This window comes from Mesorhizobium bavaricum (assembly GCF_056781655.1).
This window is the reverse complement of sequence record NZ_CM165566.1, coordinates 5,289,653-5,311,598: the sequence shown is the minus strand read 5'-3', so window position 1 is coordinate 5,311,598 and position 21,946 is coordinate 5,289,653. Positions and strand designations below refer to the sequence as shown.

At 63.1% G+C, this 21,946-nt stretch carries 25 protein-coding genes; 15 read left to right on the top strand and 10 right to left on the bottom strand.

The window, feature by feature from the left end:
- Positions 1–514: 514 nt before the first annotated feature.
- From AC1RZR_RS26030 to AC1RZR_RS26005, 6 genes are all read left to right on the top strand, one after another.
- Complete coding sequence (locus AC1RZR_RS26030) at positions 515–724, top strand: cold-shock protein (protein ID WP_010915421.1); 210 nt, start codon at positions 515–517, stop codon at positions 722–724.
- Positions 725–1,069: 345 nt separating this feature from the next.
- Positions 1,070–1,297: a hypothetical protein gene (locus AC1RZR_RS26025; RefSeq protein WP_477276466.1), complete on the top strand. Its 228-nt coding sequence runs from the start codon at positions 1,070–1,072 to the stop codon at positions 1,295–1,297.
- Complete coding sequence (locus tag AC1RZR_RS26020; RefSeq protein ID WP_477276468.1) at positions 1,297–1,704, top strand: hypothetical protein; 408 nt, start codon at positions 1,297–1,299, stop codon at positions 1,702–1,704. The genes AC1RZR_RS26025 and AC1RZR_RS26020 overlap by 1 nt, the downstream gene beginning before the upstream one ends.
- 1 nt (position 1,705) lies before the next feature.
- Complete coding sequence (locus tag AC1RZR_RS26015) at positions 1,706–1,867, top strand: hypothetical protein (RefSeq protein WP_481826421.1); 162 nt, start codon at positions 1,706–1,708, stop codon at positions 1,865–1,867.
- Between the two features lie 4 nt (positions 1,868–1,871).
- The gene (locus AC1RZR_RS26010; protein ID WP_481826420.1) at positions 1,872–2,255 is read left to right on the top strand and encodes a YkgJ family cysteine cluster protein; all 384 of its coding nucleotides are present in this window, start codon (positions 1,872–1,874) and stop codon (positions 2,253–2,255) included.
- A 137-nt stretch (positions 2,256–2,392) separates the two neighbouring features.
- Positions 2,393–3,004, top strand: coding sequence for a LysE family translocator (locus tag AC1RZR_RS26005; RefSeq protein ID WP_379106542.1), 612 nt, complete (start codon positions 2,393–2,395; stop codon positions 3,002–3,004).
- Between the two features lie 19 nt (positions 3,005–3,023).
- Here the strand turns inward: AC1RZR_RS26005 and AC1RZR_RS26000 are convergent, their stop codons facing one another.
- Genes AC1RZR_RS26000 through AC1RZR_RS25990 form a run of 3 tightly spaced genes read right to left on the bottom strand, consistent with a single transcriptional unit; the run spans position 3,024 to position 4,921 of the window.
- Positions 3,024–3,410 (bottom strand): nuclear transport factor 2 family protein, encoded by a 387-nt coding sequence (locus AC1RZR_RS26000; protein WP_481826419.1) that lies wholly within the window; start codon positions 3,408–3,410, stop codon positions 3,024–3,026.
- A gap of 17 nt (positions 3,411–3,427) precedes the next feature.
- Complete coding sequence (locus AC1RZR_RS25995) at positions 3,428–3,877, bottom strand: OsmC family protein (RefSeq protein ID WP_481826418.1); 450 nt, start codon at positions 3,875–3,877, stop codon at positions 3,428–3,430.
- A 33-nt stretch (positions 3,878–3,910) separates the two neighbouring features.
- Positions 3,911–4,921, bottom strand: a complete 1,011-nt coding sequence (locus AC1RZR_RS25990; protein ID WP_481826417.1) for a zinc-dependent alcohol dehydrogenase family protein — start codon at positions 4,919–4,921, stop codon at positions 3,911–3,913.
- Positions 4,922–5,021: 100 nt separating this feature from the next.
- Here AC1RZR_RS25990 and AC1RZR_RS25985 point away from each other — a divergent pair, with 100 nt between their 5' ends.
- Positions 5,022–5,666 carry a TetR/AcrR family transcriptional regulator gene (locus tag AC1RZR_RS25985; RefSeq protein ID WP_481826416.1) on the top strand — a complete coding sequence of 215 codons (645 nt, stop codon included), beginning with the start codon at positions 5,022–5,024 and terminating at the stop codon, positions 5,664–5,666.
- Positions 5,667–5,722: 56 nt separating this feature from the next.
- Here the strand turns inward: AC1RZR_RS25985 and groL are convergent, their stop codons facing one another.
- The 4 genes from groL to AC1RZR_RS25965 form a co-directional block, all read right to left on the bottom strand.
- The gene (groL, locus tag AC1RZR_RS25980) at positions 5,723–7,378 is read right to left on the bottom strand and encodes a chaperonin GroEL (protein WP_091577362.1); all 1,656 of its coding nucleotides are present in this window, start codon (positions 7,376–7,378) and stop codon (positions 5,723–5,725) included.
- Positions 7,379–7,440: 62 nt separating this feature from the next.
- Entirely contained in the window at positions 7,441–7,737 is a 297-nt protein-coding gene (gene groES / locus AC1RZR_RS25975) for a co-chaperone GroES (RefSeq protein WP_006203049.1), read from the bottom strand.
- Between the two features lie 416 nt (positions 7,738–8,153).
- A complete protein-coding gene (locus AC1RZR_RS25970; RefSeq protein ID WP_481826415.1) occupies positions 8,154–8,750 on the bottom strand; it encodes a hypothetical protein in 597 nt (198 codons plus the stop codon).
- Between the two features lie 245 nt (positions 8,751–8,995).
- Positions 8,996–9,622, bottom strand: coding sequence for a TetR/AcrR family transcriptional regulator (locus AC1RZR_RS25965; protein WP_481826414.1), 627 nt, complete (start codon positions 9,620–9,622; stop codon positions 8,996–8,998).
- Between the two features lie 126 nt (positions 9,623–9,748).
- Between AC1RZR_RS25965 and AC1RZR_RS25960 the strand changes: the two genes are divergently transcribed.
- From AC1RZR_RS25960 to AC1RZR_RS25950, 3 genes are read left to right on the top strand one after another with little or no spacing between them, the layout of a single operon-like run.
- Positions 9,749–10,933 (top strand): MFS transporter, encoded by a 1,185-nt coding sequence (locus AC1RZR_RS25960; protein ID WP_481826413.1) that lies wholly within the window; start codon positions 9,749–9,751, stop codon positions 10,931–10,933.
- Positions 10,934–10,945: 12 nt separating this feature from the next.
- The gene (locus tag AC1RZR_RS25955; RefSeq protein WP_481826412.1) at positions 10,946–12,226 is read left to right on the top strand and encodes a D-arabinono-1,4-lactone oxidase; all 1,281 of its coding nucleotides are present in this window, start codon (positions 10,946–10,948) and stop codon (positions 12,224–12,226) included.
- Positions 12,223–13,368 carry an alanine racemase gene (locus AC1RZR_RS25950; RefSeq protein ID WP_481826411.1) on the top strand — a complete coding sequence of 382 codons (1,146 nt, stop codon included), beginning with the start codon at positions 12,223–12,225 and terminating at the stop codon, positions 13,366–13,368. The genes AC1RZR_RS25955 and AC1RZR_RS25950 overlap by 4 nt, the downstream gene beginning before the upstream one ends.
- A gap of 4 nt (positions 13,369–13,372) precedes the next feature.
- Here the strand turns inward: AC1RZR_RS25950 and AC1RZR_RS25945 are convergent, their stop codons facing one another.
- Positions 13,373–14,206, bottom strand: coding sequence for a GyrI-like domain-containing protein (locus tag AC1RZR_RS25945; RefSeq protein WP_481826410.1), 834 nt, complete (start codon positions 14,204–14,206; stop codon positions 13,373–13,375).
- Between the two features lie 154 nt (positions 14,207–14,360).
- Here AC1RZR_RS25945 and AC1RZR_RS25940 point away from each other — a divergent pair, with 154 nt between their 5' ends.
- Entirely contained in the window at positions 14,361–15,854 is a 1,494-nt protein-coding gene (locus tag AC1RZR_RS25940; protein ID WP_481826409.1) for a winged helix-turn-helix domain-containing tetratricopeptide repeat protein, read from the top strand.
- Between the two features lie 17 nt (positions 15,855–15,871).
- Here AC1RZR_RS25940 and AC1RZR_RS25935 read toward each other — a convergent pair whose 3' ends face one another.
- On the bottom strand, positions 15,872–16,204 hold the full coding sequence (locus AC1RZR_RS25935) for a hypothetical protein (protein WP_477276503.1): 333 nt from the start codon (positions 16,202–16,204) through the stop codon (positions 15,872–15,874).
- Between the two features lie 126 nt (positions 16,205–16,330).
- Positions 16,331–17,905: an FAD-dependent monooxygenase gene (locus tag AC1RZR_RS25930; RefSeq protein WP_481826408.1), complete on the bottom strand. Its 1,575-nt coding sequence runs from the start codon at positions 17,903–17,905 to the stop codon at positions 16,331–16,333.
- A 189-nt stretch (positions 17,906–18,094) separates the two neighbouring features.
- On the opposite strand from AC1RZR_RS25930, the gene AC1RZR_RS25925 reads away from it, so the two are divergent.
- From AC1RZR_RS25925 to AC1RZR_RS25910, 4 genes are read left to right on the top strand one after another with little or no spacing between them, the layout of a single operon-like run.
- Positions 18,095–18,388, top strand: a complete 294-nt coding sequence (locus AC1RZR_RS25925) for a hypothetical protein (RefSeq protein ID WP_481826407.1) — start codon at positions 18,095–18,097, stop codon at positions 18,386–18,388.
- On the top strand, positions 18,372–19,370 hold the full coding sequence (locus AC1RZR_RS25920; RefSeq protein WP_481826406.1) for a LacI family DNA-binding transcriptional regulator: 999 nt from the start codon (positions 18,372–18,374) through the stop codon (positions 19,368–19,370). Before AC1RZR_RS25925 ends, AC1RZR_RS25920 begins: the two co-directional genes overlap by 17 nt.
- On the top strand, positions 19,367–20,884 hold the full coding sequence (locus AC1RZR_RS25915; protein WP_481826405.1) for a sugar ABC transporter ATP-binding protein: 1,518 nt from the start codon (positions 19,367–19,369) through the stop codon (positions 20,882–20,884). Before AC1RZR_RS25920 ends, AC1RZR_RS25915 begins: the two co-directional genes overlap by 4 nt.
- On the top strand, positions 20,884–21,933 hold the full coding sequence (locus tag AC1RZR_RS25910; protein ID WP_477276511.1) for an ABC transporter permease: 1,050 nt from the start codon (positions 20,884–20,886) through the stop codon (positions 21,931–21,933). The genes AC1RZR_RS25915 and AC1RZR_RS25910 overlap by 1 nt, the downstream gene beginning before the upstream one ends.
- Positions 21,934–21,946: the final 13 nt, after the last annotated feature.

The window sequence follows — 21,946 nt, the reverse complement described above, 5'->3', positions numbered from 1 at the left end:
GAGCCTGCAAGGCGCGGGTCGTTGGCGCTCCGCCCCTGGGGATCAAGATGATTCGGGAAAGGGTGTAGGCCAGGCCATGACTGCTCAGCAGCCGGAAAGCCATGCAAGAACGCCCCTCGCACCTTTTATAGTGCGGGAGGCGTCCTTTGTGTCAGCCTTCCTGAGATTGCTCTCTGAAACTGCTGACAACACCAAAATGCACGGGCGCCGAATTGGTTCCCGGCATGTTTCAATTTTTTTGAGGGAACAGGAACGCCTTGTTTCTGCGCCCGGATTCACCAGCTGATGGGGTTTGCGCCGGACAACTTTGCGTTGAATCCTGATGGCGGAAAACCAGAAATTGACACGGCCCAAAAAGAGGCCTACAAGAGTTTCGTCGATATTTGTTTGACCGACTTTTGTTATCCGCGCACGAATGCGCGCCTTTGACGAACTTCCCCATCAAAAATCGAGACAAAAATCGTTGTGCATTCGCACCGCGATTAACGAATATTTGCCATGGAAAGGGTTCGTCATGAGCACCGGCACAGTTAAATGGTTCAACGCCACCAAAGGTTTTGGTTTTATTCAGCCTGACGACGGCTCGGCCGACGTTTTTGTCCACATCTCGGCCGTAGAGCGCGCCGGCATGCGCGACATCGTTGAGGGCCAGAAGCTCGGCTACGAGATGGTCCGCGACAACAAGTCGGGCAAGATGTCAGCCGACCAGTTGAAGGCGGCCTGAAGACAGAATTCAGCCTTCCCGGTGACCACGGATGTACTGGCACCGGTGAATGGCGAATTCGAGCGAGTGGCCGCGGAAACCTGAGTTTCCACGGCATGTCATGCGCGTGAGAAGGGCGTTCCCTGGGCATCCATCTGGATGCGCGGCGCTCTCATGGAAGGTCAGGCGGTGCCTGGCCTTTTTCATTTTGCGCGTCTTGCCGCCGAAAGTGCACTGCGCGTCGGCCTGAACGTGCTAAGGGACGCTCCAGCAATTTGAATCCGCTGCCGTATGGCTTTGTGCGTGGTCCTGACCGAAGACCCGGTCTCGCCCTATCGGCACCAGGCTCCTGACAGGAGAAAGATTTTGACCGCCAATTCGAAGACAGCTCCTGATCAGGCTGTGTCCCTGTTCAGCAAGACGCAGACCCAGTCGATGTCGCTCAACCGCATAATTTCCGAGCGCGATGCCGTCAGTGAGGCGCGGGAAGCCAAGACCGCGCGCTTGCGCGAACAGCGCCTCGAGAAGGAGGCTGACGAGATGGCAGCGGCCGCGGCGCTGGCGGCTTTGCCGAAACGAGCCGGAAGACGCTGATGGCCACCAAGCGCGTGCCTCCGAAACTGATCGCCGCCGACTCGACCATCGCTGACGTTGTCGATGGCCTCAACAAGCCGGTCGAATATGTGCGCCGGGTGCTGGAAAAGCTGGAGCGCTGCAAACGCGCCCATGGCGATGCCCAGGTGCGGCTCGGCGTGCGCGGTCGCGCCGAATGCCCGAACTACCTGATCGAATATGTCCGCGAAGACACCAAAACCCATGAGCGGGTGACGCATCAGGACGCTGCCTACAGCGGCAGCACGCATCGCGAACTGGCGCCCCACCACATCGAGGCGGTGAAGAACTGGTCGCCCGAGGAAATGAACATCACGGCGGTTTCGGCGCTGATCGGCCGCTTGCGCAATCCGCGCGCACCATCATCGCGCTTCGCCGACGAGGACTGACATGGCCATAAAATTCTCCGCCAAGGACCAGCCTGCAACGCCAGCTGCAAAACCGGTCAAGCCGGCAGTCGGGCCGAAAGCCGGCGAAGCCGCCGAGGCTGCGACCGACCTGTTCAAATCGCCGGTGGATGCCCCAAAGGGCAAGGCAGGCAAGAAGAAATAACGCCTTGCCGCAAGACACCGACCGCAATTCTGCCGCGCCTGGGCTGCTCGCCCTGGCAGCCGCCACAAGCCTTTCGTCGCCGCAAAACGGCACCGCTCCTGTCTTCGACTGCCAGAGCTGCGGCGCCTGCTGTTCCTATTCAGCGGAGTGGCCGCGCTTTTCCACCGAGGACGATGCGCAGCTCGACCGCATCCCCGAAAAATATGTGGCGGCCAACTTGTCCGGCATGCGCTGCGAGGGCGTGCGCTGCTCGGCCCTGTCGGGCGAGATCGGCAAGTCGACCGCTTGCGGCATCTATGAAGTCCGCCCGGATGTCTGCCGCGCCTGCATGCCTGGCGACGACGATTGCCTGATGGCGCGCCGGGCGCACGGATTGCCGACCTCTTAAAGTCCTTGTCTTGTGCATGTCGCCCAAAACCGCTGCGGACTTTTGGGCGACATGCACTGGCAAAGACTGTCGGCGGCTTGTGCGCATCCTCCTTGCTGGCTACGCTGCGACAGGGCAGGGCGCCGGAGGAAACCATCGTGAGCATCGAATTTCTGTTGACGTCGCTGATCGTCGTGGCTTCGCCCGGCACCGGCGTTCTCTACACGCTGAGCGCCGGCCTTTCACGCGGCGCGCGCGCCTCGATCATCGCCGCCTTCGGCTGTACGCTGGGCATCATTCCGCATATGGCGGCCGCCATCACCGGCCTTGCGGCGCTGCTGCACACCAGCGCGGTTGCCTTCGAGACGCTGAAATATCTTGGTGTCGCCTACCTGCTCTACATGGCCTGGAACACGCTGAAGGAGAAGGGTGGCCTGAGCGTCGAGCAGGATGTGACGCCGCGCTCGGCCGGCAAGGTGATTGGCACCGGCATCCTCGTCAACGTGCTCAATCCGAAACTGTCGATCTTCTTCTTCGCCTTCCTGCCGCAATTCGTCAGCACCACTGAACCCAATGCGCTGTCGAAGATGCTGGAACTAAGCTCCGTCTTCATGCTTTTGACCTTTGTGGTTTTCGTCGGCTACGGCATTTTCGCCGCCTCAATCCGCAGCCATGTCGTGTCGCGGCCGATGGTGCTGACCTGGATGCGCCGGACCTTCGCCGGCGCCTTTGTCATGCTCGGCGCAAAACTGGCGTTGGCGGATCGATAGCGGCAACCGGGCGCGGCGACTATCCCTTGACGTATCCCATAGCTTCGACGATCAGCCCGTCCTCGACGCGCATCAGATTGACGCCACGGATGGAGTTGCCGTTGGCGAGCCAGTAGCGCCAACGGATCGTTGCCCGTTCGCCGGCAACGAATGTCTCCTCGAGGTCGAAACGCGTGCCGGGCTGGGTGGCGATCGCCGACCACAGCTGGACGCATGCCTCCCGGCCGGCATGACGGGCGCCGTCCGGTGCCGGGACGGTGTTTTCGATCACGCAGTGCTCGGCAAGCAAGCCGGGCAGTGCCGACGGATCGTGCAGCTGGAACACGTCGTTGAAGCGCTGCATGATTTCGGCTGTCTGCCTGGTATGTTCGCCCGGATGAAGGGTCACGATGCTGTCCTGTTTCATCTCATCATCTCCTGATTTCATTTTTCCGTGGAGGCGGCGGCGACGAGCTCGGCTTTGAGCGTGATGGTTGCCACGCCGGCCAGGGCGCGCGAGACAAGGCAAGTCGCTTTCGCCTTTTCTGCAAGGGTCTGGAATTCATCCTGGGCAAGGCCCGGGATCTCGGCTTGCGTCTCAATGTCGATGCGGGTGATCGTCGGCCCGGCAGCGCTTGCGCCGAGATGCACCTTGGCAACGGTGCTGATGTTTGTTGGGATGTGATCGGCTCCGCTCAGTATGGCGCTCAAGGCCATCGAGAAGCAGCCGGCATGGGCCGCCGCAATCAGTTCTTCCGGATTGGTGCCCGGGCCGTTTTCGAAACGCGACGGGAAGGAATAGGCGCCTTCGAACACGCCGCTGCCGAGCCGTAGCCGACCCGAACCTTCCTTCAGCGTGCCTTGCCACTCGGCCGAAGCTTCACGAATTGTCATTGTCTGTTCTCCCTTGATTGATTGTGAGAAATGTCAGGCGCCGTCGACGACCACTTTCCCGAAGACGTCGCCTTGCTGGAAATACCGATACGCGTCGCCGGCCTCGGCGAAGGCAAAGACCTTGTCGATGACGGGCCGCAGCCGGTGCTGTGAGACAGCGCGCAGCATGGCTTCGAGATTGGTCCGGCTGCCGACGAAAAGGCGGCTGATGGTGGCGAGGCTGCGCTGGTAGAGCGCAGCCGGCATCTCGATTGACCTGCCTTGCAGGTCCTGCAGTGTCAGCAGCACGATGTGCCCGTAGAGTGTGCTGGCGATCAGCGACTGCGCGAATGTCGCCGGGCCACCGGTCTCGACGACGAGGTCAATGCCGCCGGTCTGGTCGCGGACAGTCGCGCCCCATTCGGGCATCTCCGACGTCGAGATCACAAGGTCGGCGCCCAGCGCGCGCAGCCTGTCGGCTTTCTCGCCACGTGAGGTGACGGCGACAACTCGGCAGCCCAGCAGCTTGGCGAACTGCAGCGCAAACAGCGAGACGCCACCCGAGCCGATGACCAGAACCCATTGGCCAGGCTTCGGAATTCCGGCACCGGTCACCGCATTCCAGGCGGTCACGCCGGCGCAGGTCAGCGTTGCCGCCTCATGCCAGTCGAGATGATCGGGCAGGCGCACCGCCCATTGCTCGTCGAGAACGGCGCATTCGGCCAGCATGCCGTCCAACGTGCAGCCGAGCTGGTCGATGAGCCCGGCATTGATGCGGCCGTCGACCCAGCGGGCGAAATAGCTGCCGGTCACGCGATCGCCAACGGCAAAGCGGGTGACGGCATCGCCGATGGCGACGATCTCGCCAGCTCCGTCGCTCAGGGGAACGACGCCCTGGCGCGGCGTCAGCGGATAAGTGCCGTTGAGGATCATCGTGTCACGCCGGTTGAGCGAGGTGGCATGAACGCGCACCACGATCTCATGCCGTTTCGGCTCCGGCTGCGCCTCGTCGCGCATCACCAGGCATGCGGTCCCGCCGGACCCTTCGAGACGATAGGCGTGCATGTCGGTTTCCTCATAATATATAGACTGGTCTACATATTATGTAGATCGATTGTCATAGTCGACGCAAGGCCTATAATGATTGCTGCTGACAGAGGTTGACATGGCGAACGACACCCGCACCCGCATACTTGAGACGACGGCGTTGCTGCTCAGGCAGCGCGGCTATCACGGCACCTCGCTCAACCACATACTGGGCGCCAGCGGCGCGCCGCGCGGCTCGCTCTACTTCCATTTTCCCGGCGGCAAGGACCAGCTGGTCATCGAGGTGACGCGGGACAGCGTCGACCAAGTGACGCAAAGGCTGGGCGCGGCACTGGCCGCCGAGCGGGATCCGGCAGTGGCCGTCCACCATATCTACCAGGCGGTCGGACGCATGCTCGAGGAGAACCAATTCACGCTCGGCTGCCCGATCGCACCTGTGGTCCTCGACTCACCGACCGATATGCCGGAACTGGCGGAATTGTGCCGATCGGCCTTCGAGCAATGGATCGGCCTTCTGCAACAGGCTTTTGTCAGGGCAGGCGTGCCCGAGCGCCGCGCGCATGCATTGGCGCTGCTGGTCGAATCGTCGCTGGAAGGGCTGATGGTGATCGCCCGCGCCACCCGCGACCGCGCCCCGCTGCTGGCGGTGGCGGACGAAGTCGCAGCGCTGATTGAAGGCGCGGTACTGTCTGGGAGGCACGGCAACGTGCGAATGCCGCCGTGTGAGGCCGATCGAGGCGCGGCGATCAAGGTGCATGCCTAAACAAAAAGGGCGCCATTCGGCGCCCTTTCCGTAGCTGAAGGTTGATAGGGGCTGGATTAGAAGTCCATTCCACCCATGCCGCCCATGCCGCCGCCGCCCATGCCGCCGGGCATGCCGCCGCCAGCCGACTCCTTCTTCGGAGCCTCCGCGATCATGGCTTCGGTGGTGACCAGCAGGCCGGCGACCGAGGCCGCGTCCTGGAGAGCCGTGCGCACGACCTTGACCGGATCGACGATACCCATGGCGATCATGTCGCCATATTCGCCGGTCTGGGCGTTGTAGCCGAAGGTCGCGCCCTTGTTCTCGAGGATCTTGCCGGCAACGATCGATGCTTCCGCACCGGCGTTCGACGCGATCTGGCGGGCCGGAGCCTGCAGCGCGCGGCGCACGATGTTGATGCCAGCAGCCTGGTCGGCATTGGCGCCGGTGGCCTTGATGTTGGCCGAAGCGCGCAGCAGGGCAACGCCGCCGCCTGCAACGATGCCTTCTTCCACGGCCGCGCGGGTCGCGTTGAGGGCGTCATCGACGCGGTCCTTCTTTTCCTTGACTTCGACTTCCGTCGCACCACCGACGCGGATCACCGCAACGCCGCCCGCGAGCTTCGCGAGACGTTCCTGCAGCTTCTCCTTGTCGTAGTCCGAGGTGGTCTCTTCGATCTGCTGCTTGATCTGGGCGACGCGGCCCTGGATCTCGGCCTTCTTGCCAGCGCCGTCGACGATGGTGGTGTTCTCCTTGGAGATCGACACCTTCTTGGCGCGGCCGAGCATGTTGAGGCCAACGTTCTCGAGCTTGATGCCGAGGTCTTCCGAGATGACCTGGCCACCGGTGAGGATGGCGATGTCTTCCAGCATGGCCTTGCGGCGATCACCGAAGCCCGGCGCCTTGACGGCGGCGATCTTCAGGCCGCCACGCAGCTTGTTGACGACGAGCGTGGCCAGAGCCTCGCCTTCGACGTCTTCCGAGATGATCAGCAGCGGCTTCGAGGTCTGCACGACGGCTTCGAGAACCGGCAGCATGGCCTGGAGGTTGGAGAGCTTCTTCTCGTGCAGGAGGATGTAGACGTCCTCGAGCTCGGCAACCATCTTGTCGGCGTTGGTGACGAAGTAGGGCGAGAGATAGCCGCGGTCGAACTGCATGCCTTCGACGACTTCGAGTTCGGTCTCGGCGGTCTTGGCTTCCTCAACCGTGATGACGCCTTCGTTGCCGACCTTCTGCATCGCTTCCGCGATCATCTTGCCGACCGACTCGTCGCCATTGGCCGAGATCGTGCCGACCTGGGCAACTTCCTCGGAGGTCTTGATCTTCTTGGCAGCCTTGCCGAGCGCCGCGACGACTTCGGTCACGGCCAGATCGATGCCGCGCTTCAGGTCCATCGGGTTCATGCCGGCGGCAACCGCCTTGTGGCCTTCCTGGACGATCGACTGCGCCAGAACCGTCGCGGTCGTGGTGCCGTCGCCGGCGATGTCATTGGTCTTCGAAGCAACTTCGCGGACCATCTGCGCGCCCATGTTTTCGAACTTGTCCTCAAGCTCGATTTCCTTGGCGACGGTGACGCCGTCCTTGGTGATGCGCGGGGCGCCGAACGACTTGTCGATGACGACGTTGCGGCCCTTGGGGCCGAGCGTGACCTTCACCGCGTCGGCGAGGATGTTGACGCCGCGCAGCATGCGCTCACGGGCATCACGGGAGAATTTTACGTCTTTGGCAGCCATTTTTAACTCCTGGCAAGGGCTTGGATTGAGCCCGGGAATTCAGTTGACGGAAAGGCCTGATATCAGCCGATGATGCCCATGATGTCGGATTCCTTCATGATCAGAAGGTCTTCGCCATTGAGCTTGACTTCGGTGCCCGACCACTTGCCGAACAGGATGCGGTCGCCGGCCTTGACGTCCAGCGGGACAAGCTTGCCGGCTTCGTCACGAGCGCCGGAGCCGACAGCGATGATCTCGCCTTCCTGCGGCTTTTCCTTTGCCGTATCGGGGATGATGATCCCGCCGGCGGTCTTGGATTCGGATTCGACCCGGCGAACGACCACGCGGTCATGAAGCGGGCGGAACTTCGACTTTGCCATTTTTTCTTCCTCGATGAGAACGGTGAGAACAGTTCCTCAGTCCGGCGGCGCCGGACATATGGTTAGCACTCACCAATGGCGAGTGCTAACGTGGCGGTGAAATAGGCTCGCGGCCGGCGAGAGTCAAGGCGCTGGGAACTGCCCATGCGCGTGAAATTTTGTTTTCCGCAACCGCTCGTTTCCGGAATGTGCAGGTTGTCGGGGGGCCAACGTGGAAATTGCCCATCGGACTGTGGAGACCGTCGCGCGGTCTCTTTGTCAACGCCCTAAGCGGAACCCAATTTCTTGTGTCTCAAGGTCAAACAGCAAACCATTCGCGCCAATACCGACGAGGACGATGCTCGGGTATGCGGTTCTGCCTATGAACCCCCTCGGCGATTTATGATCACGACGAGTTGGGAGGCGCGCCCGTCGTCCTACTTGGCGAGACGATGAAGTGCAGCTTTATTTATCTTGCCCTCCAAGCTCGAAATCAATGTGTATGAATCTGCCTTTATCGCGTTTATCAAGGGGATAGATTTGTCGCGATAGAGAGCGTTGGCTTCGTCGATCTTGCTGTCCACAATCAGGTCATGCACGTCAATTGCCACCGCGCATAGAGTCTCGACATTATGGTAGATATCTGAAAACCGTTTCAGTTCGTCCTCGGACACGCTTTTGTTTCGCTGTACTGCCGTCATTGCATGGACCAGGTTCGGCTTTAGTCCCCCCACCATTTCCTGTAGTTGAAGGTTTTCTACCCGCTTCGTCCCCATCGATGCCGCGGCTGCTGGATCATAGCGCGACCAGCCGCCATAGGCTGCAAGCAGCGCAAAAGTTTCCAGATACATGACGCCCTCGCCGTACCTCTCCAGTGTGTATGTTTGACTGATCACTTTCTGCTGTTGAGCAATGACCTCGATCGTGTCGGGCGCCGTGGTTTGTGAACTGACCGGGCGGACAAATGTGAGAGCCAGCAGTAGGAGTGCGAGCGTTCGTGCAGTCCGCAGAGCAATTTGAGAGAATAAGCGCATTTGCCACCTCCCAACGTTCAAACCATTATCCGTCAGCATAATGCAATGACGGGTCATGAATAATAACCTTCCGACGTGGAGGAAAAGACAATATCAGATTTTCTGCTTATTGTATGGCCCGCGAGCGGCCCGACCCACTACCATCACGTCACCAACCTTGCTGCCGACAGATTTGGACTAGATGCTCATTCCGCCCCACACCTCGATGCGCTGGGCGTTGAGTCCCGCCACCGCGCCGCGGTCGACTAGAGAAAGAGCCGCAGCTGGGTGTGGATGATCGACCGGTAATCCTCGATGGTCTGGCGACTTTCCGCTTTGCCCTCGGCAAGCGCCAGGCGCACCACACCACCGGCTAGCTGGAAGATGAGGAGAACCATGCGTTCGAACTGCTCGCGCTTCTCGGGCTCAAGCAGGGCGATGACATGGTCGCAGAACATCTTGGCTTGATGTCGGGTTTCGGCGATGTCGAGATTCTTGAGCGCCTTGTCGGCCTGGATGGCGTTCTGCAGATCCTGGATGGCTGGATCGCCGGCGACACGGCTGAGATAGTCGTCAAGCAACCGGTCGGCGGCCATTATCACGTCCTTGGCCTCGCGGACGTCGGAGATGATTGCTGTCAATCGTGCACGGCTGACCTCGGAAAACCGCTCGTAGAGCATCGCCAGGATCGCCGACTTGTTTGGGAAGTAATGATAGACGGTGGCGATCGGTCCGCCCGCCAGCATGCCGACTTCCTTCATGGTGACGGCGTCGATGCCCTTTTCTCCGATCAGCCGCATGGTTGTCGACAGGATCGCGTCGATGCGCTCGCGGCTGCGCTCCTGCTTGGGTTTGCGCCTAAGCCTTGTCACCGTTCGCCTTGCTTCTGTCATGCACCGATCTTCCGCGACAATTCCGGCTCCATGGTTGACAAAGTAATATGATCAAGTATCAGTTTTCTAAATACTGACAGATTGTCAGCTTTTTTGCGGTACGGCAAGGGACGTTGGGAGGCGGCTTTGGCATCTGGCGACGCGCATAACGGAAGCGGCGACTGGCTGGTCGGCAATCCGACTGGCGGACAGCTTGCCTCGGCCCTGTGGATCGGGTCGGTCGGCCTGCTCATCCTCGGGCTGCAGCCGGTACTGCTCGGCGCCCTTTACACCGAGGGCCATGTCAGCGGCGATGAACTGGCGCTGGTCGCCACCGCCGAGATGATCGCCATCGCCATCGGCTCGGCTGTTGTGGCGATGCTGCTGTCGGCCCACAACATGCGCTGGAAAAGTGCGGCTCTTCTGGTCCTACTGGCACTGGCGAACCTGTGGACGGCCTATGCCGCAAGCGCCAGCACGCTGATTGCGGGCCGCGCCCTGGCCGGCCTCGCCGAGGGCGGCCTGGTGGCGGTCGCGACCGAACTGATTGCGCGTTCGCGGCGTGCCGAGCGTATCGGCGGCTATTTCGTCACCATGCAGACGCTGGCGCAGTGCGCGCTTGCGCTTCTGCTGGCGCTCTATGTCATCCCGGCCACCGGGTCGGCGGGCGGTTTCATCGTTCTTGCGGCCGTCTGCGTCGCGTCACTGGCGGTCGCCTTCAGTGTCCCCGCTGACTATGCCGACCTGCCGAAGGACGAGAATTTGGCCAATGTGCTGACGGTCCCTGCGATGACCGCGCTGCTGTCGGTCTTCTGCTACTTCATGTTCTTCGGCGCCGTCTGGGCCTTTCTGGAGCCGCTTGGCGCGCAATACGGCATCGATGGCCGCACCGTGGGGCTGATTGTATCGGCGAGCCTTGCGGTTCAGGTCCTGGGCGCGATGACGGCGACCGCGTTCGAGGCGCGCATCGATTATCGCCTTGCCATCGTCGCGATCGGTGCCGTCGCGTTTGTCAGCTCCCTGGTCCTCGCTAGCGGACCAGGCCTCGCCACATTCTGGGTTGCCGCCTTGGTCATGGGCTTCATCCTCTTGTTCATCGTGCCCTACCAGATCCGGCTTGCGATCACAGCCGATGAGACGCGCTCCGCCGTGCTGCTGGTGCCGGCCGCGCAGCTTTTTGGCCTGGCGATCGGGCCGATCGCGGCGTCGGCGCTCATCGACGGCAAGGATTTTCGCCCGGTGCCGGAATTCGCCGCGGCCAGCGCCGTTGCCAGCGTGGCACTGCTCGGCCTGTTTGTCTTCGTGGCGCGGCGTCGCCGCGCCGTTGCCTGAGCAGGGGGCGGCATGTCGAACATGTGGAGCAACTGGTCGGGCTATGTAAGCGCAGAGCCAAAGCTGATTGCCAGCCCAGCCGATGCCGGCGAACTCGGTGATCTTGTTCGTACCGCACCCGGTCCGGTCCGCGTTGCCGGCGCCGGTCATTCCTTCACGCCGTTGGTGAAATCCGAGGGAACGATCCTGTCCCTGGAGAGGCTGGAAGGGCTGGTCTCGCATGACACCGGAAACCATCAGGCACGCGTGCGGGCAGGGACGCGGCTCGGCCCGCTGATGCATATCCTGCAAGGCATTGGCCAGGGCCTGCCCAACATGGGCGATATCGACCGCCAGGCGATCGGTGGCGCGCTCGGCACTGCCACGCATGGCTCGGGACCGACACTCGGCGCCTATCACACGCAGCTCGAGACGGTGCAGATCGTCGACGGGCTGGGCAAGTTGCGCGACTTCAAGCGGGCAGGGGATCAGGAGACGATCCACGCCATCGGCGTCGCGCTCGGTGCCTTTGGCGTGATGACCGAGGTGACGCTGAACAACATTGCGACCTACCGGCTGCGCCGCCGCAAATGGGTGTTGCCGATCGCCGACATGCTGGGCGATTTCGAAACGATGATGACCGCGCATCGTTCGGCCGAATTCTACTACATTCCGTTTTCCGGCTACGCGCAGTTCATCGCCAGCGACTTCAGCAAGGCGGCGACCACAACGCGTCCGACCGAGGATGACGAGGGCGGGTTGAGAACGCTGCGCCGGCTGCGCACCGGGCTCGCCTGGCTGCCGTCGCTCCGCCGCCGTCTGATCCGCGATGCCGTCGCGAAAGTGCGGGCCGAGGACTATGTGCAGGACTGGCTCAACGTCTATGCTAGCGACCGGCAGACCAAATTCAACGAGATGGAATATCATCTGCCGTTCGAGGAGGGGCCGAAGGCGCTGGCCGAGATCATCGAACTGACCGAGAAGCGCTTTCCCGAAGTCTATTTCCCGATGGAGGTGCGCTCGGTCGCACCGGACCAGTTCTGGCTTTCGCCGTTCTACAACAGGCAGACCTGCTCGATCGCCATCCATCACGATGCGGCGAGCGATCCGTTGCCGTTCATGCGGGCGGCCGAGCCGATCTTCCGCAAATACGGCGGCAGGCCGCATTGGGGCAAGATGCACAGCCTGAAAGCGGCGGACCTGAAAAAGCTCTATCCGCGCTGGGACGACGCCATGGCGGTGCGCCGCGACATCGATCCGCAGAACCGCTTCATCTCGCCCTATTTGGCCGGCCTGTTCGGCATCGAACGATGAGCGCCTATTTCGCCACGCTTTCGGATGGACTGAAGGAAGCCGGCATCTTCCAGCCCTGCCTGTTGCTCGATCGCGATCGGTTGGATCGCAACGTTGCGCTGGCAAAGGAGCGGCTTGACCCCGGCCTTGCCGTGCGGCTGGTCGACAAGTCGCTCGCCTGTCTGCCGCTGCTGTCGCACATCGGCAACGCTCTGGGCACCAATCGCTTCATGACTTTCCATCCGCCGATCAGCGCGGCGGTGTTGAAGGCATTTCCGGATGCGGATCTGCTTTATGGCAAGCCGATGCCTGTCCACGCGGCAAGGGCGGCACTGGTGAAAGGTGGCGCCGACTGGTCGCGTGTCTGCTGGCTGATCGATACCCAAGAGAGGCTGGCCGAGTACGGTGCGCTCGCAGACGAACTCGGCGCCGAGCTGCGCATCGCTTTCGAGATCGATGTAGGGCTGCATCGCGGCGGCTTTGCCAGCCCGGAGGCATTGTCAAAGGCGTTGAACCCACTGCCGGGCCATAGACGGCTGCGGTGCGAGGGCGTCATGGCCTACGAAGCGCATGCGCCACACATTCCCGGCCTGTTCGGCGGGGCGGCCAGGGCGTTGCGACAAGCCTCCGAACGGGCCACCGCCTTCATTGCGTGCCTCGGCGCCGACCAGCGCCGTATCCTCAACATCGGCGGCAGCAAGACCGCGCTGCTTCATCATGGCAGCGCTGCCAACGAGGTGTCGATGGGCTCGGCCTTTGTGTTGCCCAGCGATTTCGATACGCCCGGCCTCGAAGGCTTCCAGCCGGCGGCCTTCATCGCCACGCCGATCCTGAAAGTCGTCGAGCCGATGCTGCCCGGCCCACCGGCCGTCACCCGCCTGCTGCAGGCGCTCGGCCGGTTTCCGCGCAGAGGCTGTTATCTCTATGGCGGCAAATGGATGGCCGAACCGGTGTTTCCCGAAGGCATGAGGGCGAACGGCTTGCTCGGCCTCTCCTCGAACCAGCAATTCATGGGCTTGCCGGCTGATGCGACCGCAAAGCCCGGCGACTACGCCTTCTTACGCCCGACGCAGAGCGAGGCCGTGTTGCAGCAGTTCGGATCGATCACGGTGTTTTCCGGCGGCAGGATTGCCGATCGCTGGCCGGCGCTGCCGATGGCGTGACCGACTACGCCTTCACCGGTATCCAGATCTCCAGTCCGCCATTGCCGCTGCGCGGATCGAACTCGGGGCCGTAGCGCTCGAATTCGGGGGCATCCGCGATCTCGTGGCCGGAGGCCGGCAGCCATTTGTTCCAGATCGTGTTGACTGTTCGACGGATGGTCGAGATGTGCTCGCGGTGGGCAAAGACGGCATATTTCTGCGCCGGCACGCGCACCCGGCTGAACTCCTTCGGCAGGTCGGAAAAGTCCGACACTTCGACGCCGGCGATATAGTCGAAATTGCCGGCATCGTCGCCGTTGACGCAGACGCCATAGGCGACGTCGCCGGTCTCGCCCGGAATGTTGCCGATATAGGGGCCGAAGCGCTGCCACTGCATCGGGATGGCGGCGCTGGTTTCGCAGCTGTAACGCTCGCCGAGGCCGGCGATCAGGAACGGCCGGCTGGTTTCGAAGCGCGGCGGTTCGAGGTTGGCGAGAACGGACTGGTTCATCAGGATTGGTTCCACGAGGTCGAGGTTGTCGAGCGTGCCTTGTGCGCGCACCAGTTCCGGCGTGGTGCCGAACTGGTCGCGGAAGGCGCGGGTGAATGCCTCATGCGAGTTGTAGCCGGCGTCGAGCGCGACCGAGAGGATGTCGGGCGCCCCGCCAGCCAGCTTGCGGGCCGCCTCGGTCAGCCGGCGTGAGCGCATGTAGCCCATCACCGAGCGGCCGGTGGCAGCGCCGAAAGCCCGTGTCACATGAAAACGCGACACGCCGCTGCTTTGGGCAACATCGTCGAGCGAGACCGCCTGCGGCAGATGGCTCTCGACGAACCACAGCGCTTTTTCCGTCGGATTCATCGAGTTCCTTCCCGCGTTGGCCAGATCATCTTGCTGTCTCTCCAAGCGGCCAGTTTGATTGAAATTGCGCACTGGGCAATAATGCACCAAATCCCGTGCCGCGTGGATGTGGGATCGACGCGGCATGATGCGCAGTGTCCGGGGAGGGGTCCCAATGACGACGGCGACTGCCGGTCAGCTTTTCCGGTTCGGCGGATTCACGCTCGACCTCGACAGGGGAACGTTGCGTGGCGTCAACGAGCCGCTGTTCCTGCGCCCGAAGGCCTACGCGCTGCTTTCGCACCTTGCCCGCAACATGGGCCGCGTCGTTCCGAAATCGGAACTGATGGATGTCGTATGGCCGGGTGTCTACGTCACCGAGGACTCTCTGACCCAGTCGATCCGCGAAATCCGCAAGGTGCTCGGCGACGACATGGTGCGTACTGTATCCAAGCGCGGCTATATGCTCGCCGCCGAAGCCGAGACTGCGCCGGAGATCGGCGCGCAACCGGTTGTGGCGGTGATACGCTTTCGCAACGACAGCGGAGATCCGGCCGACGAGGCGATGGTCGACGGCTTTGCCGAGGATATCATCAACGGCCTGGCGCGCTTTGGGACGGTCACGGTGCTCGCCCGCAACTCGAGTTTCTCGTTCGCCTCCTTCGGGCGCGACGAGTGGTCTCAAATCCGCGCCCGCATCGGCGCCGACTATCTTGTCGAAGGATCGCTGCGACGCCAAGGCGAGCAAGTCATAACAGCCGTGAACCTGATCGACATCGCGACTGCGAGCCAACTCTGGGGCGACCGCTACCAGTCGCAGGGCACGGGCCTGTTCGCCATCGAGCAGGAGGTTGTCGAGCAGATCGTCGGCAGGCTGGTCACGCGGGTCACCAATGCAGGGCTGCAACAGGCATCGCGCAAGCCGGTCACCAGCCTTGCCGCCTATGAACTGGCTTTGCGTGGCTTTGCGCTGTTGCGCGATCCAGCCCAGACCGACCAGAAAGGTGCGGAGGCTCTGTTCGAGGCGGCAATCGCCAAGGATCCGAACTATGGACTGGCCTACACTTATCTCGCCCTGACGCGGGCGCTGGACGGAGAATTCGGGCGCGCCAGCGACGCAGTGCTGGAAAATGCGCGCGACCTCGCCGACAAGGGCCTGGCGTTGTCGCCGGACCAGCCGACCGGCCATCGTGTGCAGTCATTGATCAGGCTGTATATGCGCGACCATGAAGCGGCCGAGCATCACATGCGTATCGCGCTGCAGCTCAATCCCTACGATGCCGACTGCATCGAGCAGATGGGCATGCTGCTCACCATGCGCGGCCGGCCGCTCGATGCGCTGACGTGGCTGGCGCGCGGCATCCGCATCGATCCCTTGCACCCGCACTGGTACCAGTTTGACCGGGCTCTGGCGCTCTACATGATGGGGGAATACCGGCAGGCGGCGGAAGCGCTGGAGCTGGCTACGCGTCCGGCACCCTGGATACGCACCAGGCTGGCAGCCTGCTATGCCCAGATAGGCGACTTGGAACGGGCACGGCGGCAGATCGCCCTCATCGAGACGGGCGATCCGTTTTCGCCGATCGACTATGCGCTGCGCGGCGTGCCGTTTGAGAACAAGGCCGATGCGGAGCATCTCGCCGAAGGCGTCAGGCTCGCCCTCGGCTAGACCACGTCCGAGGCCGGTCAATCGACGACCACCACGATATAGCGGCCCTGATAGGCCCGGTAGTAGATGCCGCCGCAACGCCAGACATCGAAGCCGTTGATCTTGGTACGCACGCAGCCTGTCGGCAGTGTGGCGACCCAAGCCGTGGTGTGTCTCAGCACGCGCCATGCTGTGGTCCGCCGCGCAACACCTGCGGCACTGCGGGGCGTCCAGGGCTGACCGATACGCGCTTCGGCCTGGCTGACGAGCGACAGCGCCGGCACGGTGCTGCCGATGATCTCGACGGCGGCGAGGCCAATTGCGGCCGCCGTGGCGATCAGGCTGATTTTCTTCACGGATTTGATAGGCATTTTCTCTCTCCTGATTTGGTCATGATGAAACGTCTTTTCAGTGCGCGCGAAATGCGCGCGCCCTTGGGATGGCCGGCTGGCAGGCATTGTTGATAGGGACTGGCCGGTCGGCCGACGCTGGGCATTTCAAGCCAGGCTGTGCATCGTGCCCGAGATGCGATAGGGCGCGCGCTCGGCGATCCGCGGCCTGATGGCGAGGCCTGCGATGTACCGCTGGAAGGAGGCTGCCTCCTGGACCGGCGAGGCCAGCGCGACATGGCCGTCCGGCCTCACCAGATAGGCGCCGTCGCGCTGCAGACCTGCGGCCTTGGCCATGTCCGACCAGGCGAAGGCATGAATTGGGATGCCGGCGGGCGCAAGCATCGCCCGGAACTCGGCATTGAGTTCGCCATAGACATGCACCTGCCAATCCAGCGATCGCAGCGGCTCGAAATTGTCGTCCCTGGTGCCGGCGACATATGGCAGGCGGTCGCCACCCTCGATCTTACCCGCCTTGCCGCTGCTGATCGGACTTTCGCGGTAGCGGATGCGGGTCTGCGAAATCAGCCCGAAAAACGCGCGCGATCCCGCCGTCGTCCCGAGCGCTATGCGCAGAATCTTCGGCATCAGGTAGCGGCGGAACAGCCCGACCAGCCGCGAGCGGCTGGTGGCGACCCGAAACGCCTGGTCGGTGCTGTCGATCAGCTTGCGGGCAAAAGCGATACGCTCCGGCTCGTAGCTGTCGAGCAGGCGCTGGTCGGCGCGCCCCTGCACCACGGCGGCCAGTTTCCAGGCGAGGTTAACCGCATCGCCCATGCCGGTATTCATGCCCTGGCCGCCAGCCGGGCTGTGGATGTGGCCAGCATCGCCGGCGAGGAACACCCGGCCGATGCGGAAATGCTCGGCGACTCGATGATGGACGCGGTAGGTCGAGAACCAATTGACCTGATGGACCTTGACGCCGGTGTCACGCTCGACATCGGCGCGGATCGTCTCGAAGGTGATCGACTCGTCGGCCTCATGCGCTTTCGGTACGATGCCGATCAGGCGCAGGGAGCCCGATTGCCGGACCGGCATGACGATCGCGAAGCCATAGGCGCTGATGACAGTGTCCATGCCATTGCGTGTGACGTCGCCGAGACCGTCGACGTCGGCGACGTAGAAGGACTGTTCGTAGGTGCCGCCGGGAAAGCCGAGGTTCAGCCCGTGGCGCACGGCGCTGCGAGCGCCGTCGCAACCGGCCAGGTAGGCGGCACTGACCGTTTCCGTGCGGCCGTCCCTATTCAAGGTAGCGACGACAGCATCGCCCCTGTCCTCGAAGGCGACCAGCTCCGTGTCGCGCTCGACCTCGATGCCGGCACGTTCCAGGTGCGCGATCAGCACGCGCTCGTGGATGTCTTGCGGCAACGCGAAAGCGAACGGGTAGGGGCTGATACCGCGGCCGAAGTCGGCCAGCGGCAGCCTGGCTGCTATGCCGGCCGGCGTGTGCACGGTGAGCTGTTCGATCCGCACGCCGGCGGCGAGCACGTCTTCGACGATGCCGATCTGGCGATGAAACTCCAGCGTACGTGCCTGGACGGCCAGCGCACGCGAGGTTTCGCCCGGGGCGGACGCCTTGTCGAAGATGCGGACCGGAACGCCGAGTCGCGTCAACCAGAGCGCGAGCGTCAGCCCGGTCGGCCCGGCACCGGCAATGAGGACCTTGGTCTTTGACATGCTCATTTTTCTTCTCCTTGAACAGTGCGGACATTTTTCGCCAGCCGCATGGTCTTGCGATTTCGGGGCCGAAAAATCCCGATTCGTTTCTGAAAATTTTCCGATGTTTGGTTGGGTTGGTCGTCTGGTTGTGCGGGCGCCGCCACCGCTATCGGCGCGGCAAGGATCCCGGCACGGCGGGCCGGGACTGTTGCCTTGAGTGGACAAGCCTCGGAAGAGCGTTGCTTGACAGCGCCAAGCGATACCCTGGTCAGTTTCATCGAATGCGCGTCGAGCAAGATCGAAACGAAGGTGATCGGCCGTTCCGGCAATACGCCCGGGGCGACGAGAATTGGGCAGGAAAAGGCTATCGAAGCGATTGCGCAAACGTTTCGATGGTCCTATGATCCTCCAAAATCCACCAAAGCCAATGAGAGTGGACTGGAACGCATCATCAGGGAGGAGCGCTTGCCAGCACTCCGTTTGAGTCATCATGCCGACAATGGCTGAGGTCGCGCGCCGCGCCGGCGTGTCGGTTTCGACCGTTTCGCATGTTATCAACCGCACCCGCTTTGTCTCGCCGCAGAAGGCGCAGCTCATCAACGATGCGATCGCCGCGATGGGTTATCAGCCCAACGAGCTGGCGCGGTCGTTGAAAGTGGCCTCGACCAACAGCGTCGGCCTGGCGATCTCGGCGATTTCCAACCCCTATTTCACCGATATCATCTGCGCGGTGGAGGCTGAATGCGCGCGCCTTGGCCTCATGGTCTTCCTCTCTGACACGCAGGAAGATCCCGACCGCGAGCTTTCCGTGGTGCGCGCCTTCCACCAGCGGCGGGTCGACGGCGTCATCCTGGCGCCGTCGGGCGCGCCGCAGCGGGCCATCGATTATCTGGCGGAGAAGAAGCTGCCGTGCGTGCTCATCGACCGCTTCGCAGACGACCGCTTCGACCAGATCGGCGTCGAGAACCAGTCGTCGATGCGCGCGCTGATCGATCACGTAGCCTCCTTCGGCCACAAACGCATCGGCTACATCTCCGGCCAGCCGGGTCTGGCGACGACGCGCGAACGCATCGGTGCTTTTCACATGTCGCTGGCCGCCAATGGACTTGAGTGCCTGCCGCACTATGTCTCGCCGGAGAACGTCGATACGGCGAGCGCAACGGCATCGACCCACGCCATCCTGTCATTGCCTTCGCCGCCTACGGCATTGGTCACCGGCAACAACATGACGACAATCGGAGCGGTGCGGGCGATCCGCGAACGAGGCCTCTCGATACCGACGGATCTTTCGCTTGCCGGCTTCGATGATTTCGAATGGGCCGACTGCTTCGAGCCGCGGCTGACGCTTGTCGCGCAGCCCTGTGCCGAGATCGGACGGCAGGCGGCTGCCTTGCTCTGCGCCCGCATCGCATCCAGCGGTCTGGAGCCGCAGGCGGTGCGGCTGCAAGCCGCGCTGCAGGTCCGTCAGTCCTGCGCGAGGCCGGCATGAGTGCGCCGCTGCTGTCGGTCACCGGCGCGGTCAAGCGCTTCGGCGGCGTCCAGGCGCTGCGTGGCGTCGACTTCGACCTCAAGTCCGGCGAGATCCACGCCCTGCTCGGCGAAAACGGCGCTGGCAAGTCGACCCTCATGAACCTGTTGTCGGGTGTCTATGCGCCGGACGAGGGCACCATCCAGATCGACGGCAAGCCGGTGCGCTTCAACAACCCGCGTGAAGCGCAGGCGGCCGGCATTGCCACCATTTTCCAGGAGCTCGACCTTGTGCCGACGCTTGACGTGGCGGCCAACCTCTTCCTCGGCCGCGAACTGATGCGGCCGGGCGGCTTCCTCGACGTGCCGGCAATGCGCAGCGAGGCCCGCAAGCGGCTCGAGGCCATAGAGCTTGCCATTGATCCCGCCAGCATGGTGGCGAACCTGTCGATCGGCCAGCGCCAGGTGGTGGCGATCGTCAAAGCGCTGTCCTACGCCTCGCGCGTGCTGATCATGGACGAGCCGACCGCGGCTTTGACGGTGGGCGAGGTCGAGAGACTGTTCGACATCATGCGCAAGCTCGCCGCGAGCGGCGTTGGCATCGTCTATATCTCCCATCGCCTTGAGGAGGTGCCGCAAATCGCCGATCGGGTGACGGTGATGCGCGATGGTCGTGTCGCCGGCATCACGCAGCCGCACGCGCCGCAGGCTGAGCTGGTGCGCCTTCTGGTCGGGCGACCGCTGGATGAGCTTTTTCCCGAACGCGCCAGGGAGGCTGGCAAGACACTGCTCAGCCTACGCGATGCGAGCTTCAGGCTCGCCCATGACAGCGCTGGATGGCAGCCGCCGACAAGCATCTCACTCGACGTCAAGGCGGGCGAAATCGTCGGGCTGGCCGGCATCATGGGGGCAGGGCGTACCGAGTTGTTGAGCGCGCTCTACGGCACCGGCCTTGCCGGCCGCTGGGAGGGCGATGTCGCAGTCGACGGCCGCCCGGTGAAGCTCGATTCCATCAAAGCCGCACGCGACGCCGGCATCGCCTTCGTCACCGACGATCGGCGCGGCAGCGGCCTGATGCTGAGGATGGCGGTGGGCCTCAACCTGGTGATGTCGGTGATCCGGCGCATCTCACCCCTCGGGCTGATGTCGGCGCGCCGGCAGGCGGATGCCGTGAAGCAGTCTTTCGGCCAGTTCGATATCAGGCCGAAGAATCCCGACATCGCCGTCGGCGCGCTTTCGGGCGGCAATCAGCAGAAGGTGGTACTGGCCAAGGAGATCCTCGGCAACCCCCGACTGCTGCTGCTCGACGAGCCCACGCGCGGTGTCGATGTCGGCGCCAAGGGCGAGATCTACACGCGGCTGCGGCATCTGGCGGCGCAGGGCCTCGGTATTCTGGTCGCTTCCAGCGAGATGCCGGAACTGATCGGCCTGTGCGACCGCATCGTGGTGCTGCGCCAGGGACGCAATGTGGCGGAATTCATCGGCGGCGTCGACGAGCACACAGTGCTTAACGCGGCAAATGGCAGGGAGGCCTGATGTCTGAGCAGAAGATTTCGGCGACAGGCAGGCCGGTGGCCGCGGCACCGGTGCATCGCGATCCGTTAGCCTTTGTAGTGCGCTTCCAGAGCCTGATCGGCCTTGTCGTTGTGGCGATCGGCGGCGTCATCTTCTCGCCGCGCCGGCATGGCGAAATCCTATTCCTCAACCCCGACAACATCGCCAACATCGTTCGCGCCGTGTCCGAGACCGGCATCATCGCCATCGGCATGACCTTCGTCATCATTACCGCCGGCATCGACCTTTCTGTCGGCGCGGTGCTTGGGCTCTCCAGCGTCGTCACCGCATCGATGATGATCTCGGGCGGCTTCGGACTCATTCCTACCATCCTGGCCGTACTCGTGATGGGCATCGTCTTCGGCGCCATCCAGGGCACCATCTCCAGCCGTTTCCGGCTCGAGCCGTTTATCGTGACGCTCGCCGGCCTGCAGGCGGCGCGGGGGCTGGCCTTGGTCGTCTCGGGCAATCAGTACATCAACATTTCCTATGGCGATGGGCCGGGGCTGGCGCCACCGGTGTTCGCGGTGCTGGGTGAGCGGCTGTTCAACAACACTGTGCCGGTGGCGACGATCGTGTTCATCGTCTTTGCGGCAATCGCAACGATCGTGCTCAACACGACGCGCTTCGGCCGCTATGTCTTTGCCGTCGGTGGCAACGAGCGCGCGGCGCGCATTTCCGGCGTGCCGGTGTCGATGGTCAAGATATCGGTCTACGCCATCACCGGCTTTGCCGCCGCACTGGCCGGCATCGTGCATGCCGGCCAGTTCAATTTTGGCAGTGCCAATGACGGCATGGGCTACGAGCTGACCGCGATTGCCGCCGTGGTCATCGGTGGCACCAGCCTGTTCGGCGGCGCCGGCTCGATGGTCGGCACGGTCGCCGGCACCATTATGCTGGGTGCACTCGCCAACATCCTTCAGCTCAACAACATCACCCCCGCCATGCAGCTGCTCGCGACCGCTGCGATCATCGTGCTGGCGGCAGTGCTTCAATCCCTCGTTCGCCGCCGCGAGGGTTTGGGTCGTTAGGAGGAATGCGGCA